At 58.7% G+C, this 17,849-nt stretch carries 11 protein-coding genes; 7 read left to right on the plus strand and 4 right to left on the minus strand.

Annotated elements, in window-relative coordinates; genetic code table 11:
- Positions 1-41 precede the first annotated feature (41 nt).
- The 7 genes from F8G81_RS09505 (at position 42) to F8G81_RS09535 (ending at position 8,859) form a co-directional block, all read left to right on the plus strand.
- The gene (locus tag F8G81_RS09505) at positions 42-1,193 is read left to right on the plus strand and encodes an ArdC-like ssDNA-binding domain-containing protein (RefSeq protein ID WP_267279181.1); all 1,152 of its coding nucleotides are present in this window, start codon (positions 42-44) and stop codon (positions 1,191-1,193) included.
- 57 nt (positions 1,194-1,250) lie between these two features.
- The gene (locus F8G81_RS09510) at positions 1,251-1,763 is read left to right on the plus strand and encodes a single-stranded DNA-binding protein (RefSeq protein ID WP_267278728.1); all 513 of its coding nucleotides are present in this window, start codon (positions 1,251-1,253) and stop codon (positions 1,761-1,763) included.
- Positions 1,764-3,674: 1,911 nt separating this feature from the next.
- Entirely contained in the window at positions 3,675-4,904 is a 1,230-nt protein-coding gene (locus F8G81_RS09515) for a hypothetical protein (RefSeq protein WP_267278729.1), read from the plus strand.
- A 98-nt stretch (positions 4,905-5,002) separates the two neighbouring features.
- A complete protein-coding gene (locus F8G81_RS09520; protein ID WP_267278730.1) occupies positions 5,003-5,596 on the plus strand; it encodes a class I SAM-dependent methyltransferase in 594 nt (197 codons plus the stop codon).
- On the plus strand, positions 5,584-6,708 hold the full coding sequence (locus F8G81_RS09525; RefSeq protein WP_267278731.1) for a glycosyltransferase family 4 protein: 1,125 nt from the start codon (positions 5,584-5,586) through the stop codon (positions 6,706-6,708). The genes F8G81_RS09520 and F8G81_RS09525 overlap by 13 nt, the downstream gene beginning before the upstream one ends.
- Before the next feature lie 410 nt (positions 6,709-7,118).
- On the plus strand, positions 7,119-8,147 hold the full coding sequence (locus tag F8G81_RS09530; protein WP_267278732.1) for a B12-binding domain-containing radical SAM protein: 1,029 nt from the start codon (positions 7,119-7,121) through the stop codon (positions 8,145-8,147).
- The gene (locus F8G81_RS09535; protein ID WP_267278733.1) at positions 8,116-8,859 is read left to right on the plus strand and encodes a glycosyltransferase; all 744 of its coding nucleotides are present in this window, start codon (positions 8,116-8,118) and stop codon (positions 8,857-8,859) included. The genes F8G81_RS09530 and F8G81_RS09535 overlap by 32 nt, the downstream gene beginning before the upstream one ends.
- 308 nt (positions 8,860-9,167) lie before the next feature.
- Here the strand turns inward: F8G81_RS09535 and F8G81_RS09540 are convergent, their stop codons facing one another.
- The 4 genes from F8G81_RS09540 to F8G81_RS09555 form a co-directional block, all read right to left on the minus strand.
- Positions 9,168-11,021 (minus strand): hypothetical protein, encoded by a 1,854-nt coding sequence (locus tag F8G81_RS09540; protein WP_267278734.1) that lies wholly within the window; start codon positions 11,019-11,021, stop codon positions 9,168-9,170.
- 539 nt (positions 11,022-11,560) lie between these two features.
- Entirely contained in the window at positions 11,561-12,124 is a 564-nt protein-coding gene (locus F8G81_RS09545) for a hypothetical protein (protein WP_267278735.1), read from the minus strand.
- A 21-nt stretch (positions 12,125-12,145) separates the two neighbouring features.
- Positions 12,146-15,721: a MobF family relaxase gene (gene mobF / locus F8G81_RS09550; protein ID WP_267278736.1), complete on the minus strand. Its 3,576-nt coding sequence runs from the start codon at positions 15,719-15,721 to the stop codon at positions 12,146-12,148.
- Positions 15,722-16,552: 831 nt separating this feature from the next.
- On the minus strand, positions 16,553-17,587 hold the full coding sequence (locus F8G81_RS09555) for a DUF4192 domain-containing protein (protein WP_267278737.1): 1,035 nt from the start codon (positions 17,585-17,587) through the stop codon (positions 16,553-16,555).
- Positions 17,588-17,849 lie beyond the last annotated feature (262 nt).

Here is a 17,849-nt window from a genome sequence, read left to right on the forward strand (position 1 = left end):
TGGTGGAGCTTAGAAGCGTGGAGGTGGCTGTCGTGGCTCCAATGTCTGAGGACGTGGGTGGTGCTTTTCCGCTCGGTCCTGCGCCAGGGCTGGACGAACTCGGCAAGACGCGGATGTCCCCCGAGGAGCGTATCGCTGCACTGACAGAAGGGCTTCACGCACACCTTGAGCACGCTGTGGAGTCCCCGTCCCAGTGGCAGGTGCTCTTGGACGCTTCGGCAACTCTGTGGCGGTACTCGGGCGGGAACGTTGCCTTGCTCATGATGCAGATGGCTCAGCGGGGTACCGAGGAGCCCTCTCTAGTGGCCGGCTACAAGGAGTGGGAACGCCACGGCCGGAGAGTCCTAAAGGGGGAGCACGCCTTGTGGGTGATTGCGCCTCGCACAGCTCGCGTTCAAGAGGTGGTCATGCCCGACGGCGCCCGGCAGCGCATTCCAGTCGGCGATAGTTTGCCGCGGGGTGCTGTCGATGGTGGAAAGAAGACAATAATCACCGGTTGGCGCGGGCAGGCGGTTTTTGATGTCTCACAAACGCAGGGCAGGCCGCTCCTGGTGCCCCGCGGGGGAACAGAAGCTGAGGCTAGTGCGCCGGAGCTATGGGAATCATTGGCCAACGTGGCTCGTCGACATGGTTTCGAACTGCATCTCTCTGACGCTCAGCACGGTCTCGCGAGCGGCTTCACTGACTTCGCACAGCATCGGATCGAGGTGGGAGCGTGGATGAACGCCGAAGACAGGGTCGCAGTCCTCGCGCATGAGCTAGGGCATGTGATGCTTCACGGCCCAGAGGACGAGACGGGCAAACTGTACGGCAGCAGCGCGAACCACCGTGGCCTTGCTGAAATCGAGGCCGAATCCGTGGCTTACACGGTTCTGCGGGCCCACGGCATTGACCGCGGTGACCAATCAGCGCTGTACCTGTTGGGATGGGCCGAAACGGTGATTCAAGTTCAGCGTGCCGCATTCGAGCAGGACATGTACAGCATGCACCCTACGTCCCGCGCGGATGTAGCGAAGTCGGTTCTCGGCCGGGTTACCGCTGCGACGAAGGGGATCCTCGAGATCACTGATCCACCAGGGTTTGGGGGGAAGGTTGCCGGCCCTGAATTGCAGCCGCAGGCTACTCCAACGGCGTCGTATGTCCGTGCCGGCCCCATTGTGAAGCCCGATGGGCCTGTGATGGCTGGCCCGTAGTCGTAACTGCAACACCCATGAGCGGGAGAGGCCCGCTCGACACTGAAAGGAATGAAAATGAGTACCAAGATCCCTGTAAGCATCACGGGCAACCTCGTCGCCGATCCTGAGCTCACCATTGGCGAAAGCGGCATCGCACACGCCAAGCTGCGCGTCGCAGTGAACCAGCGAATCCAGGGAGCAGATGGCACCTGGCAAGACGGCGAGCCCGTCTTCCACAACGTTTCGGCCTTCCGCGCGCTCGCAGAGAATGTTGCCAACTCGCTTAAGAAGGGTGACCCGGTCAACGTGGCTGGCGAGCTTGAGTTTCGCGCCTACGACAAGGACGGAGAACGGCGTGAAGCACGTCGGATCATCGCGGATACCATCGGGCCGGATCTTCGATTCGGCACGGCCGTTTATCAGCGTTCGTCACGCACGACAGATGCTCGTCCTGAGCTGGAAGTTCAAGCCGGCCCTCAGACGTCAGTGGCCGGCGTTTCTTCTGCCCCTGCCTACAACGTTTCGACGAAGAATCCGGTTGTGGTGCCCCCTTTTGGCCCGGCAACGGGGAATGAGATGAGCTGGTGACGACCACTAAGCGGGCATTCGAGTCCGAAAACAGTAACAGGTGTACCACCGGAGTCAACGCCTGTTTTCTGGACTGCGACGCTCTGGAACACCCTTGTCGAGAGCGTATGACCTAACTAACGATGGTGCCCCGCAGTGACGACGTGCGCACCTAACTACCGGGATGGCGACGGCTGGTCACGTGGGTCTCATCGATGTCGGGCAGCCTTGCGCTGGGCACCACCTTGACCATGCGGGCTGCCGCAAGCTGTCACAACTCGATCAGCCATCAGGACAGCCCCTGACCGCGGCACCTCGACACCGGCGAACATTGTTCTCTACATACTCGATGTATGGTGAGCTCTTTTCAGGATTGCCGGGGTGCTGCCCGTGCCGGCACAGCATCCGGGGCTCCGCCCAGGCGGTTCTCAGCAGCAGCAAGCCCAGCTCCGGCTCCCCATGAGTCAAAAGCGGCGATGCAGCTTCATCTCAACGGTCATGCTGGCGGGAACACAATGCGCCATTAGATGCTGGACTTGGACATTCCAGATCTCACTGCAGCAGTGCTGCTTCCAATCCCGTGGCCGGATCGCTTAAGCCCTTCAGGGCTATAGGGCTTCGCAGAGCACTGGCGGAACGGGACGTCTGGGATGACAGCCCGGGGGAGACGGTCTTTGTGTCCGTCCGGGTAAGCGAGGTCGATGTGGCACGGGCGCAGCTGGCCCTCCGCGCAGATCCACCGACATGTATACCGGGTTGACCGGCCCCTGCCCGATCGCCGTCCTCGAGCTCTTTGAGGTGCTGAGAACAGTCCCGGCAAGGGAACTGGTGGGCGGCCATGGCGGCAATCGCTGCTGGGCTCCCCCGAACAGCTTCCTGGCGATGTAATTCCTATGCCGAGTGAGGGACCAGGCGAGGTCCAGACTGCGCCGCTGCGCCCACTCCCCATGTAAGGGCGTTTAGGTGCTCTTCCATCGGTGGAGGTGCTTGTGCTTATCCACGGCGTGCTAGCCGCAACCAGCAGCGTCGGCGGCGAGGCAACCACTCTCGGGCAGTGCCTACTTAAGGTCAGCCTGGCGACCTATCGCTGACCCAATCGGCAGTCCCTGTCCTCGGTGACTCGACTAAGTTGACACGATCATCGAGAGGTGAAAATCAGTCATATACCTCAAACCATTTGGGATATAGTCCGAGCAATGGGAGCAGACTCAACCCAGACTCTCGATTGGTTGGAGGTCGCGGCATGGTCCTGAGTCACTTCGCGTCCATTACCGCCGGTACCTGGATCATCTCGCCCCACCCGGACGATGCAGCACTGAGTCTCGCTCTAGCGATCCTCGCCGGCACACTGCCCAAGCCCATCAACATTGTGAGCGTTTTCACGGTGTCCGCATTCAGTTGGCTTCCGAATGGTGATCGTGACATTGTCACTGCGATACGTGCACGCGAGGATAACCTGTTTGCAGACTGGTCAGACGTCAATCTTCACTCTCTCGCGTTCCTAGATGCGCCCCTCCGAGACACATACAGGGAAGGTAACTCCGTCTTCGACCCTGATCTCGGTGTCTCGCCTTCACTTCGGTCGGCGGTTGCACAATCCGTTCTAGCTCTGAACGGCTCTTGGGCATCATCGTTGCTAGTACTGCCTTGCGGAATAGGGCATCACATCGATCACCGAACCGTCGCTGACATCGGGCAGTTCATCAATGCTAGACAGACCGTCTACTACTCTGACCAACCCTACGCAATCGAGTGTTCTGCTTTTCCTGAGGGCGAGAAGGCACTGATCTGGTCTGCTAATGCATCCCCGCACAACGTTCTATCGAAGCGCTGTGCCATCTCACATTATGAGAGCCAGCCCGCCGTAGGTCGATTTCGTCAGCACCTCGACAAGGTCGCTGAAGAGAGCCCGATCGAATTCCTGTGGTCCCGATGAACGGTCGCAATCGTGAAGTGCTGCGGCGGACGGATCCGCTGACTCTCTACCGCGACGCCTTCGACAGAGGATCTCGCCATGGCGGCTCCGGGGAACGGACCGAGATAACTATCGGAGCCACCCCCGGCGATCAAGTGTCGGACATCCATGTCACTCTTCGCTCCGTCCCTCTTTCGACAACGGAAGCCGTACCGCTCCTGCACATCGGAAAAGCGGGTAGTGCTTCGCTTGAAATCACGGAGCTCACGAGTAACGATCCGCTGCTTACCTTGCGTGTCACTACCGATTGGTCTGGAACGACGATCTCAGCCCTCAGCCCCGACGCAACTGTCCGTGATTTTCAGTTGAGTTTTCAGTTGTGGGAGATCTGTTCCCCGCTGCGCGGGGCTTCGCCCTACTTGTACTCAGTGCTTGCTCTGCAAATGGATGTTCCGTTTGCGCCGCAGCGACCGCTCCTGATCACCCTAAGGACTCCGGTGTCCGTGGGGCCGCGAAGCACGCAAGGTAACTTCACGTTGGCCTACCCGTCTCGTTTGGATTCTGGTTTCCGTCTAACAAATATCTATTTCAGGAACTCTCCTGTTCGCCTGTTCTACCGGTTTGCGCCCAACGAGGGACTTACCGCACCCTGGCTGCACCTTGGACGGGCCGGCGTGGCTAGTCTCCTCATTTTCGTTGTCGCCATACTCGCGACGAAAATTGATGAAGGCGATCGCTTCAGCGCGCTCATTGCAATCTTCATCGCTGTGGCCGGAGTCATCTGGGATTTTTCCCGTGAAATCTCGACTTTCTCGGTCTACAACGCGACACGAAGTTGGATTCAGGCAACGGTGCTCTCCGCGCAGGTCACAGTATTCTTGCTACTGGCGGCCGCCGTCGTTGGCCTTACTTCAGCTCCAACTATGCTGGAAACCGTAGGAACTGTCAGCCTAATCACAGCGTCGGTGCTCGTTCTCCTTAGTAGCGCCGCTTTGATTGCGCACGCACACGGCTTCTGGCAGCGTTTCGTCTGCGATCACGAGGGTTGTACTTATGTCTTTCGGTGGCGGCGGGCGCGTCCTGAATGCCACTACACGGGGCGCGTGCACTGCGACGCGCATCTTCTAACGATTTGTGGTTCATGCCCTCATGCCATAGACCTAACCTCTAACTCTCTTCGTACTGCATCGACCTATGGAAGCGCAGACACTCCATGCGGCGCGGTCACGGGGGGTGAAATCCGATGAGGCTGCGCTTTGTTTTGGGGTGGAGGCGTTTTTTCTTCGAGGAGCCATATCCCTTCAGTCTTGACGATGTCGAGTCTCGAGACGACACCGACACCCAAGTGGAATTTCTGACAACACTTTTCGGCGGTTGCCAAACGATCATCGATTTAGGTTGCGGACTAGGCCGTCATGCTTGTCGTCTCAGTGCCCGTGGTTTGACTGTTATCGGCGTCGATGCGGCCCCAAAACCTAATGGCCTTAATTTTCGTTATGTCAAATCAGATCTTTCCCAAATTCCTTGCGAAAGCGAGAGCGCCGACGCGCTTTACAGTATGTATTCAAGCTTGGATTATGACAGGGACATTTCGAAACAACTCCGGGAATGGTCTCGAATAGCAAAACCCAAGGCAATTTTGGTGATTGACCTGGCAAACCGTGGCTCACGCTTGAAGCTCGCACGTGATTCATTTGAAGGTGGTAAAGGCCGAATGATTAGTCTTCGCTTCAGAGAGCGGAGGTACCAATGCAATCTCTCTCGTCGTTGGAACGTCATTTCGGTGCACTCATTTTCATATCCCGAACCTCGTCTCCCTTGGATGCTGACTGCTCTCGCTGAGGCTGGCTGGCACAACCAATCGGTCTTTGGAGACTTCGATTTTTCTGCTTACACAACCAAATCACCTCGATTGATAGTCGTAGCATGCCGTCGTTAATAGTGCATGTTTCGGTTGAACATCCCAACGCCGTTTGGGGAGGAATTGGCACTGCGATCGACTTGTTAGTGCGGGCAGCGACCGAGGAAGCAACTCCCACTGCGGTTCTGACTCCTCTGAATTCTGCTCTCGTTCCAGCACTCGAACACCCCGTTCAGGATATACGCACCTCTCACGGCCTCATCAATGGGCCCGGGGACTTTTATTATGCAGCAGATCGGTTGGCCCTCGGCGCAATTATCAGCGAGGAAATGACCTACCTACTTCGGCGACTGAGCACTCAGAACGCACTGCAGGTAATCATCCACAACGAAGAGTTCTTGCCGTTGATTCGAGCGCTTCGAGGGGCTCGGAGTATCGACGTGGTGTATTTTTCGCATGGGTTGGCTAAGGAAGAGCATCCTGGCCAAAGCCGTCTCTGGGACTTACAAAGGGACGTCCACCTTGAGGCGCCCCAGATCGCCGTCGCCTCGACGGCCCAGTCCGAAGCAGTCCTTGAAATCTCAGGCCGACAAGCCTTTGTGATAAATCTTCCGCTGGCACATTTCGTAGATCAAGAAATCTCGAACAAACCTTTACCTAACGAAATCCTCGCGGCCGGAAGATTCGTTCGCCAAAAGGGGTTCGACATCCTGATCAAAGCTCTCGATATGATCGAGTCCCCGCCTCTATGCCGAATCATCGCAGGGCACGGCGATGCTGAATACGAACGGGAGTGCCGTGGCCAGGCTCGGGACAAATCGATCGACATTGTTTGGCTGCCTTGGAACAACGCAGCCGACTTGCGCGCATCGCTAACTCGAACAAGCTGTTTGATAATGCCTTCTCGTTTCGAACCCCTAGGCCTGCTCGCGGCTGAGTCGATTGGCCTCGGAACTCCTGTCATCGGCTCAGACGTTGGAGGGCTTTCACTGCTTCTGCGAGCAGCATCACAAGTCGCAGTGCCGACCGGTGTGGACGGGCCGCACGTCCAAGAACTCGCACAAGCTATCGTCAGTCGGACGTCTCGTCGGATAACTGTGCAGGATCGTCGTTCGCTCGAGGTTTACAACTCAGATCGAACTCTCGCCAACCTAGACAGCTTGATACGGGCAGGAGAACCAGAATCTTGAAAGTCCACGCAGTAACCCCGAATTGGCGCTCAGACCTTTCGCCTCTCCCGACAGACACCCTGAGACCTCCGGTCTCATTTCCCCTCGAATGGGCGTATCTATCGGCGTCCTTGAAATCCGCTTCATTCATCTGCACCGACGCATATCTACACGATCTCACTGACTCAGCAACTGCTGAACTTGTACTGCAGAGCAACCCGGATTTCATCATCATCTCTTCGGCACCGAATGCCTTGTATTGGCGTTGTCCACCATTCAGTGTGGAGGCTCCTAGAAAGCTAATATCTGCGATAAGAAGCTCTGGTTTTCTGGGAAGTCTAGTGGTGGTGGGCCCACATGGGACCCACAACCCCGAGTGGGCACACAAGGCGACAGGTACCGACTATGTCTGGCGCGGATCTACGGACACCATGCTCGGTCCAACTCTCGAGTTGGCGGCACCAGCTGAAAGCCCGTATTTATACAACGGCAACGATCAAGGAATAATCCGAGTCGACGGCGCTGTAGACCTCCCAGTCGCCGATCTCCAGGTGCTGAGCTCTTCCATAGATTATCCGCCACATGCTTGGTCACTTAGCGATGAAGAAAGGACAGTGTTTGGCAATAATTCTCGTGGCATACTTCTCGAGGCAAGTCGGGGCTGCCCATGGGCATGCGCGTACTGTGCGAAAGCTCCAGTTCGCGATCGCTACGGACGGCGGCCCCTTGATTCGATCGCTCGTGAAGTTGCGCAAGCTGTAGAGCTCGGATACGACTACGTCTTTTTTATAGACGAGACGTTCAATATTGCCTCTGATCATCAAGAAGATGTCCTTTCTCTGCTCGAGCGTTCCGGGCTGTCATTTGGCTTTCAAGGAAGGCCAGACCTGATCAACGATAATCGGGCACGGCGACTCGCGAGTGCTGGTTGCGTCTACGCAGAACTCGGCGTTGATGTGGTCGGTGACCTTCTTTCTAAAGACATGGGCCGTCGCCAGCACCTTGAGCAGGCAGATCTCGGAGTGATTGCCTGCCGGGACGCCATCCCGGTCGTCCGGTTCAACCGTCTCAATATGTCGACGTTAGATTATGTTGACATCTATCCCCATGACATGTCGCTTACTTGGGACATCCCAGTCGATCCGATCTATCCCTACCCCGGTTCGCCACTCGGAAGCGCACTTATGGCGCACTACGGTCGCTCGCAGTTTGATTGGGACTTTGGAGAACAATACTCATGGTGGCTACGAATGGAAGTGAGGCTACAGCGAGAACAGCCATCACTGCCTACCAGTGCTATCCGTGAGCTGCAGCAGGCGTTCTTAGGGATGAACAAAAGCGCTGCTGCAGCGTTGGCGGGGTTGCTTCCGACTACCACAACCACTGGTGGGATCCACGAATTGAACAAATCTGTGAAAGGAGTCGGTGGTGAATTGCACATTCGTGATACCCGCTCGTAACGAGGCTGACCGGATCGGCAACCTTCTTTCAGTTCTCCGGCGAGCCCTGAACCCCGAACAGGTGCTGGTCGTCGACAACGGTAGCACCGACGGGACTGGAGCCATCGCACGACGGTCGGGCGCCCGTGTCATCTACGAGCCCCGTCGGGGTAAAGGCTACGCCGTAGACGCCGGCGTCCAACATACGCAAACGGACCTGGTCTTCCTCTGCGATGCAGACATAGAGCGATTCGACTTCACGGCGGCGGAGGTTCTGCTAGAAAACCGGATTCCTGGGGAAATTCTGGCCCGTCTAGCATTGGACCGTGCGCCCGAACTAGCACCGGTTACATATTTATGCGCGCAACCACTTCTGAAAACCCTGGGTTTTCAAAAGGTGAGTGAGCCGCTCGGTGGGCTGGCGCTTGTGGCAAGATCCTTCCTAAGCAATACACATCTTCCAGGGCACTGGGGCTTCGATGTGGCGCTCACCATGGCGGCACTGCAAACAGGCGTCGCCGTGCGTGAATTGCCTGTAAGGAACATGACGCATCGGGCAAAGCCCTTGACCGATTACAAAGAAATGGCCACGGATGTCGGTCGAACAATACTCCAATCCGCCGGTCTACTGCCTTGGGACCACGTGGACTGTGTTCGTTGTAGCCGCGTGAAAATAGCACTGGACAACAGAGCTATTGACTCCAGTGAACGGGTAGAAGTTACTCGCAGATAAATGAGACTACGGCTACATAGGACACTGAAACGAGGTGACTGAGTTTCGCAGTTTTCCGGGGGCAGTTGCCGCTGGCGCTTACGTGTAACTAGGTGCGATGGCCGACATGCGCGTATTCGCCATGGCGCCATTACACGCCCCTGGGGAGCCTCTAACCGGAAAAACGCCGGACCAATTTTCCGGCCATTGTGTTGGTAAGTTTTGGTAAACGTGGACAAAAACTACTGGTTTGAACTGAGGGCGGCCTGTAATACCACTACTGCCTCATGGAAGGAGCGTCCCTGATCGGGGGCGCTCCCTCCGCCGTCTCAGCCTTTGAAGGACGCGAGCATCGACTGGATCTGCTGGTACTCGGTGGTCTTTGTGTAGGCGGTCATCTCAGCCATGGTGCTGAAGTATTTGCTCGAGTTGAACAGCACGAGGCGGGTTGTCATTCCTCCGATGGAGAGTTTGCCGGTTTCCACCTGGACCTGCCCGTATAGGAGGAATGGGACCAGTTCCTTCGGAGGTGCCGAGTCCGGCGGGCTCATGGACATTGAGAGTTGGACTGGCTTGGGCCATTTGATCATCCCGAGCTCTTCCGGGAACGGGCCCAAGTCCATGGCCACGTTTTTGACCACGAAAAGGCCGGTTTCAGACAGCGGCGCCCTGCCGGGTGTAGACGGCAGATTGGTGACAGGACGATGTTTCATGGCCCCGTTGGCATCCCAGATCGTGAAGACCGCCAACTCGCCCATCTCTTCGCCGCGCGCGTTCGTGATCTTTGCTCCTCCCGTCACGGCATCGTCGACTTTCCATTCCAGCGGATGTTCGAAGCTGAACGTCGCGTTCTCGATTGTTCCGGAGTATGTGACTGTCGCCGGCAGGGGCGTGTGGTCCACGGCGGAAGGCGGCGATATCGAAATCCGGTACCCGTTGAAGTTCAGGGCGGTGTCTGCGGCCGCGGCGAGCCCATGTGCGGCCGTTTGAATCCCTGACCAGGCCCAGGTGAACACCTGCGCGACACTGACAGCCAGGATGTCCAGCATCTTCCCCTTGGCCAGGTCCATGAAGACCTTTCCGCTGCAGGCCATGACGGTGCTGACCGCGTCGTTGAGGTACCTCCCGGCTGCCGATACCTGAGTCACGTCAGCTGTCGCCATCCCCTGGAATCCGGCGGCGCAGTTCGCGGCGTCCATTGCAGAGCTGACAGCTTCGGAGGAAATCTTGCCGAAGATCTTCCCGTAGACCATGGTGGTCGTCTCAATACCGAACCACAGTGCCGTGGCCAGGTACGCCGGGGGAGAGGGGTCCAGCCGGACCCCAACGGCGGCGGATGAATCTAACTTGTATTCGACTGTCTCGCCGGGCCCAATGATGTTGATGCTGCTGCCTCTGATGGTCGGCGCCGTGATGTATTTCGCCAGCCGGGGCAGCATCTGCCCAAAGTCCAGACTGCGGCTCCCCAATGTCAGCCCAGCCGTACTCTCAGCCGAAACAGCGTAGCCGCGGGAGTTGTTCACTTTCAGGACCGTTGAGCCATCAGCATTTTTGCCAACGCACCATTGGACGGCGCCACCACTGTCGCTGGTGACAGTAACCCCTCCTGCCCGTGCCTCTGACTCCCGCTCACATTTGGGCTGGGAACCGTAGCCGGATCCTTTGTAGACGGAGTCGAGCTTGTTCCTGGCCCAGTTTGTCAGCCAGTCCCAGCTGTCAGTGAACCAGTTGGAGAAATGGTTGGTGCGGACGATGAGGTCAGCTCCGGACACTTCAGCGTTCAGCATGTATTGCGGATCGTCTTCGGGATTCTCGGTGAACCCCACGAGAGGGGCCGGTTCGCCGTCCTTGACTACGCCTTTGAAGACCAACGTGGCCTCGCCGGTCAGCTGAGCCCCTACCAACTCGATAGCCCAGCCGGACCGGTTCTCCGGCAACGCCACCGGTTTGACGTGCAACTTCCCCGCACTTGATATGGCAGACCCAGGAATGGTGACTTCCGGGGATCCGTCCTTGCTGGGCAGAGTAACGTCCCGCCCCTGTGCCACGGCGATGCTGCCGTCAGCCTCCGGGGTGGCCTTTGCTTCCCACGGCGGTGACCAGACCCCCGTGAACACCAGTCCGACGACCACCACGCACAGCAAAGCGACAACGGAAAGAGCTACCCCCAACGGCCTTTTCATAAAGACATTGTCATGGCCGGCCCCCGACAGGGTCCTGATCTGGGCCTTTATTACGCGTCGGACGCGGCGCATGTCGAGTCCGCGTAGGAATGGCGGCGGAAGTCCAGTGCGGGCGAAATGAACAATTCTGCCTCTAGTTGATCACTCGCTCAGGGAAGCCTCTCTGCCGGGGCCACGAAGTCCTTGCCAGCCAAAATTGTTAATCTCCAGGCGGACGGGATCGCCCGACGAGTGTTAATTTGCGTCGGGATTGGCCGGATTTCGGAGGTGCGATTGTTAATGTCGCGGCGCATTGGACAGCTGTCGGAAGCGGATTCGCGGCCGGCTTCCTGATTTCATCGAGATCGAGCGGATCCGGCAATGGGTCGATCGTGCGGGCTCTTGGAAAGGGGCTGGAAGTGTGACGGACGTCGCCGCGTCCTGCTTCCTTGATGACCTTTGCACAGGCCTAAGTGTCAGCAAGATCCTAAGTGGACCGCTAGCGGCATATCCAACTTCCTCTCATCAAAGGACTTTGGTTGGGATTGCACTAGTCATCGCTAAGAGTGAGCGCGAGCTGGAATCTTCCGCGGCTTCCTGGTCGGTTCTGCTTTCGGCGCCCAGGCAAGTGTGTCAGGGCCGCCAATGTAGTAGGTCTGGGGCCACGGAAGTCCCGGCTTGACTTGTGCGGGATCCGGGGAAATAAGGAGAACCGATCCAGGCCAGATCGGTTCCGGCAAAGCTTCGATCCATGCTTGCTGAACGTGGTCGAAACGATTCCAATAAATCGTAATCCAGGATCCAGTGGGCTCCAGAGCATCGACGCTGATCACGGTGATTTCGGTTGTCGTACGGTGACTCCGCTTGGCATCATCGAACTCGTGCCATTTTTGTTCGGCGGCCGCCATCCAAGCGCGGCGGCGGTGAAAGCGAGTCAGCCAAATGGCCGCTAGGGCAACAGACGCCGAGAGTATGGTAACGCCGCCAACTATCAGAATCGCACCACGGGGCATTCCGGCACTCAGAGCTGTCAGAAAATAGCCAGCCGCAATCGAGACCGCGGCACTGGTCAATATCAGCGCGGGTGTCGCCAACCTGGGCTTGAGGACTGGGTTCGAGCTCATGGGTTCCTTCCGCTGCCCAGTTTAGAGCTGCCATCCGACATTGATAAGACTCGCCTCACGCTGACGAGGCTCCTCCGTCCATGCTCCATGCTGCTGGGGCGTGGCATAAGAGGGGAGGGCGGCTTGGGAAATTCGACGCTCAATGCTCGCCCGCTGCGATTTCTGTTCCCATTCGTAGTCTGGGGGCACTGGTCCGAGGGGAAGTGGAGAGTCGTCGACGCCCCACCTGTCTCTGAAGAGAGCGACTTCTCGAATGAGTCGTCTTGCCTCTTCCGGCTGTACCTCTCGTCCGAGGGACTGGAGAAGATCCCGCCTCCAATCCGTGTCCTGCATCAGTGACGCTTTCGCGACATCGTCCGACCTGCGCTCCATTCGATCCGCTACTTGGGTCATCAGCCCTCCCAGGTCGGAGCGGCTCGCTTGTAGAACCTCAGGAAACGTTGTGAATTCATCTGAAGGCAAGCGAGAGAGAAGTCCCCGGAGTCGGGAGTGAAGGACAGACGCAAGATCTCTAGCCGACAAGCTTGTCTCCAAGGCTTCCACGACAAGTCGCTGGGTGCTTGGGCGGCTGATAGGAGAGCAGCGGCGCCAGGCTGCAACAGTTGCACCCCACGAGGGAGACTGCTGGATCTCGTTGATCCGCTCCGGGGCATGGGACTGGAGGAACTCAGCCAGATCCTCACCGGCTGCGATCTGTGCAAGGTAGTCGTACTCCGCGCTAAGCTGCTGCAAGCTGTTGGCTTTGGAAAGTTCGGCGTCACGGACCTCATGGGCAGTGCGCTCGGCACCTTCTGCAGCGAGGACTTCACCCAGGATCTCGCGCCATGACAGCTGCACTGACGGGTCCAAAGGATCGTGATCCAGCGGATCGTCTTGGCTGACGTATGCGTAATTACCGATGCGCCCCCGGGTCATACTCACGTACAGGAGTTCACGGGTCAGTCGCCCCTCTGTGACGACGGTGTGGCCGGTATCCACTGTAAGGCCCTGGGAACGGTGTGCCGTTGTGGCGTACCCCAACTCAACCGCGGACTGAACGTAATCACGGTGCAAGGTAACAACGCCTCCTGTGTCCCTGCGGACCGCTACGAGGGAGCCGTCGCGCTTGGCGACGCGTCCGACGTCGAACATGGTTCCGTTGCGAACGAAGTCACCGTTGCTGTCCCAGATGGTGCGGTCGTTGTGGCGGACGATGATCGTGTCACCCCGGCCGGCGCGCAGCCCGTCGCTGAGCAGGACAGTCTGCTCCGCGTCTACGACCCCCTGGATCACCAGATCGGCCTGGGCACGTTCATTGAGGATGCCCACTGTGTCATTGTCTGCCGCTATGAGGATGGACGAGTTTCCGGATTGGATATCGGATTGCCAGTTCACGTAGGCCTGGTCGACCATGTTGACATAGGAGCCGTGCCGGATGCGCCCCTGCTGATCGTAGTCAGCGATGGCAGCGTAGTCGCCTGAGCGGAGCTTTAGCGACGCCTCCCGTTCCCACGCCTGCTCGAACCGCCAAATCGTACTTAGCCTCGCCGTTTTTCCTTGTCGGTCCAGCCAGCCAAGGATGCCGCCCGCGTCGATGGCATCCAGTTGGGCAGGGTCGCCCACTAAGAGAATCTTGGCTCCGGCGTCTCGTGCTTGTCCCACCAAGGCGGACAGCTGAATCGTGGACACCATTGAGGCTTCGTCTACGACGACAAGCTGGTTGTGGTGAAAGCGCCACCTGTTCTGTTCGGCGGCCAACCGAGCTGTTTCTTGTGCCAGACGCGTTCGCCGGAAGCTAAGCGGATTTACCTCGGCGTCGAGGCGGCGTTCCATCTCGAAAAAACGTGACGCTCGCTGGCTGGCTCCTTGACCCACGGACTCATAGAGCCATTTGGCGACGTTCTCCGTGTCCATGGTCAGTTCCCGTCCGAGAACCTCGGCGCTTGCCGCCGCCGGTGCTAGTCCGACGACGCTGCCTGCACCAAACTCTGATTCCCACGCGGCCTTTACAGCCCCGAGGGTGGTGGTCTTGCCCGTGCCGGCCGGTCCCACGACGGCGTCGAGCCGGTTACCGCTCAGTAGAACCTGGGCAGCGGCGGCGCGCTGGTCCGCGTGCAGTTCAAAGCGGCCGTGATGCGTGTAGGTGGCGAGCGCGTCCATGGTGACGGTGGCGCGCACGGCAGGCCCGCCGTCGTCGTTCCTTGCTTGCATAACGACATCCTCAGCGGCGAGGGTTTTGGCGTCGGTGTAAAGTCGTGCGCCATGAAAATCAAAGACGCTCTGCTTACCGAGGCGCAGGTCAGGCGCCGCGTCCGCGTCGACGCTGTATCGGCACTCATTGAGGGGGACGGACTGCATCTCAGCGGCCGTAGCAATGGCATCGATCAAGCACTTGCGGTCCCCGGGGGTTTGGCAGCGGACTGCGGCGCAAACCCGTTCGGCCTCGGCCAGTAGATTCCACCGGTTCCAGGTGGAGCGTTTGGCCGCCACACGATCCTTGGTAATGGAGGCAACGGCTTCCACCCAGTTCCCTGTGAAGTCGCTACTGCGGAATGGTGAGGTTTGCGAGCGTCGGACAGTCTCGAGGAGAACGCGGCTAGGCTCGTAGCCCCGAGCAATAGCGCGTGCCTGCCACTGCCGAGAGAGCACGCGAAGCGGGGCGACTGACTCCGCTTTAGGCGCTCGCGTTGAGAGAGTGGCCTGCTGCCTCAGCTTCACTGTCGTAGTAGCGCTTGGACGTTTGCCATGCTCCTCAGTCCAGACGGAGACGAGGCGGTCGGTTTCCAGGTCGATGAGGCGGGATCGGTTGGAAAATTCGCGGATCAGTTCGTCGTCGACGCCGGCGAGCTGTTGGGTTGGGTTGTGCGTGTTGGCTGCCGGTTTCCGCATCTCCGCGTCGGTCCCGAGGTTCCGGTGCAGGGCATCGAAGAGGAGTCCGTTGTAGTGCTCGCTGGCCGCGACGGCCGCTTTGTAGAGGGTCCGGGAGTCCAAGGTGACCCAGGCGCCGTCGGTGATGCGCTGAACGCGGTTGGCGATGACTAAGTGAGTGTGCAACTGCGGGTCTCCGGCCCTGGACTCCCAGTGGTCAAAAGCAGCAGCGACCGCGCCGTTCGTGCCGATGCGGGCGACGCCGTTACGTCCCGCTCGTGTGTGGATGACGTTCTCCTCGAGCCAATGGAGGGTGGCTGCTACGGCTTCGTGGTGCGTTTGGAGGATCTGGTCCTGCATGGTGCGGGGGCTAAGGGCCCAGAGGACCGAGACCGACTTGGGGACGCTGAAGGTCAGGTCGAATCCGACGACGGCATGCCGTCTGGTTGTTTGACCTTGGCTGGTCTGAACGAGGGTGGGTTGGCCGTGTGGCCGGCCTAAAGGGACGCCGGTGTCCGGATGGACGGCGTGGTTGAAAAGCGCCTGAGCATCGGTCTCCGTGACGACGTCTCTGGTTTTGCGGTTGATGCCGGCGAGGCCTGAGCCAAGCCATCTGCCCTGCGGTGTTCCTGCTTTCATGTAGTAGCTGGTGGCGTTCGGGGGAGTGACGGTGATGTCGTCCATCATTGTTGTCTTGAAGAGGTACTTCAGGCCCGACTGAGCGGAGAGCCGGGCGATGGACATGGTCATCGCCCTCTGACCTCCGCTCGGCGCTTGCTCGAGATCCAACCTCGACGGCGGAGGATCTCTATCGTCTTCGTGTCCAGCGGCACCTGTTTTGCTTGGGTGATAGCTACAAGCCTTGCGGCGACGTGGGCCAGATCCTGGACGTTTATTCGCTGTGCTCGCTTTAATCGGGCGAGCTCAGCTTGGAGGACGCTTACACGCGCCTGTTGCTCTGCGTTGTCAGCTTCGACGCGGTCGAGATCCAACGATTGGGACCGCAGCTGGGTCTGAAGTGCATCGATCGTCTGTTGGAATTGCTTAATGGCAGCATCGTGTCCTCGACTGGTCGCTCGAGGTTCAAGGGCTGATGGGGAATGGCATTCAGCTTCGGATGTGCTGAGGGACTGTGCCGGATAGGAGTCATCGGTCCGAACCCCACCGCCCTGGTTCCGTTTCCGCCGTCGTCGATCACGCTGTCTATCGGCACAGCGGGTGCAGCAGAACCGTTGCGTCTTGCGAGACGGCTCAAAGCCCACACGGCACTCCTCGCATATCTTCCTCTTCACGTTCATTCATCAGCCTGGTGCCCCTGTGCAACATGACTTGGCGTGAGGCGACGACCACGGCGTCGGCCTTGGATGCCAGAGGTGTGAATGCGCTGTGGGTCTGCCAGTGGACGCGCGAGTGGAGGGTGCCTGCTGGGCACCTGTCATCGTCGGTTCTGACCGGATGAGCGTTTGGGGGAGGGGCTTTGTGCCAAGGGCAAAGAAGTTAGTGCCGGCGTACTGGAGGCAGAAAAGAACCGTCGACGGCGGGTCGGCGGTTCTTTGGAATGTGGCGAGTGAAGTGCTGTGGTTAGGAAGCTTCGAGCCCTCTCGGTCCATATGCCTTGTTCCTGTCTGTGCTCCAGGGCGCGAGCATTCCCTGTGCGACCATCTGGTCACTGAGCCGGGCCAGGCGATAGGCGGGGTCTGCTTCGAGTGCGAGCTGCAGGAATTGGTGGGCCTTGCTGCCTCGGCCTTCCCACCAGTTGATGTACCCGACGGTGGTCAACAGTGCTGCGGAGTGTTGGGTGCTGCTGTGCGTGTAGGCATGTAGGAGCAGTTGCTGCGCCCATTCCACCCTTGACCATTGTGGTTTGGCCTCGGTCTGGGCCAGGAGGACCTCGACCATCGGTTCGTCTATTCCCGGGATGTCGGCCATAAGTCGATCGCGGATCCCGGCGAACTGGAAGCTCGCAATCAGACTAACGGTCTCCTCATCCGTGGGATAGGTCTTCCCCTGCAGCATGGACCCCCAGAGTGCGCGGGCCTCGTCTAACGCTTCTTGAGCAGGAAGGCGCCGAATTTCCTCCATGCGGTCCAAGACTGCATCGGTCGTCAAGGTCTCCTTGGTTGATGCAGGTAATCTGATCCCCTGTGGTTCGATTTGGCTCCCGCGGTACACGAATTCGGCGTTGATTTCGCTGGACTGGGTTGCCGCGAGGGGGATTGAAGGGCCGCTCAAGTGATCACCGTCGTATGGCAAGCACGCCTCGTTTCCCACAAGCAGTCCGTCTCGAATGGAAATACCTTGCTGGGCCAAGGCGCCAGTCAGAGCCGCGACGGTATGAGCCTGCGGTTTCTCCTCACCAATCTCCCAAGGCTTCTCGGTGTAGACGGCGAAGAGGACCGTCGAGGCATTCGCGTCCTTCTGGATGTAGCCGGCGACTGTTTGGGCGTAGGCGAAGAGCCCCTCCTCGCTCTTGGGCAGATCCACACGCAGTGTAGCCCCGACCATATTCTTATGATTCAACGTGATGCAGACCAGACTCTCCTTGGGCCAGAAGCCAAGAGTATGTCCCACGAAACTGAGGACATCGGCTGGGGTTTTGATGCTGAGCGATTCCATGTTCCTTCTCCTTTGAACGCGGCGCGGCCTGGGGCCCGGGCCGTTGATGGTTCGGGCATCCTGAAAAGGAGATCGAAGGACAAGAGCTGCGGTATTTTTTGAATAAATGGCGCTAGCTCGCCCAGCGATTGAGGCTGAGATCGTGCGCCGGACCGGCCCAGCGATGATGGATTTTCAGAATGACAAAAGCAATATTGCTTCCCATCAATTCATGGAGATGCTTAACTTTCGCAGCATGATTATTGCCCTGAGGCGAGAAGAA

Source organism: Arthrobacter sp. CDRTa11 (genome assembly GCF_026427775.1).
In the GTDB taxonomy this organism is placed as follows: domain Bacteria; phylum Actinomycetota; class Actinomycetes; order Actinomycetales; family Micrococcaceae; genus Arthrobacter.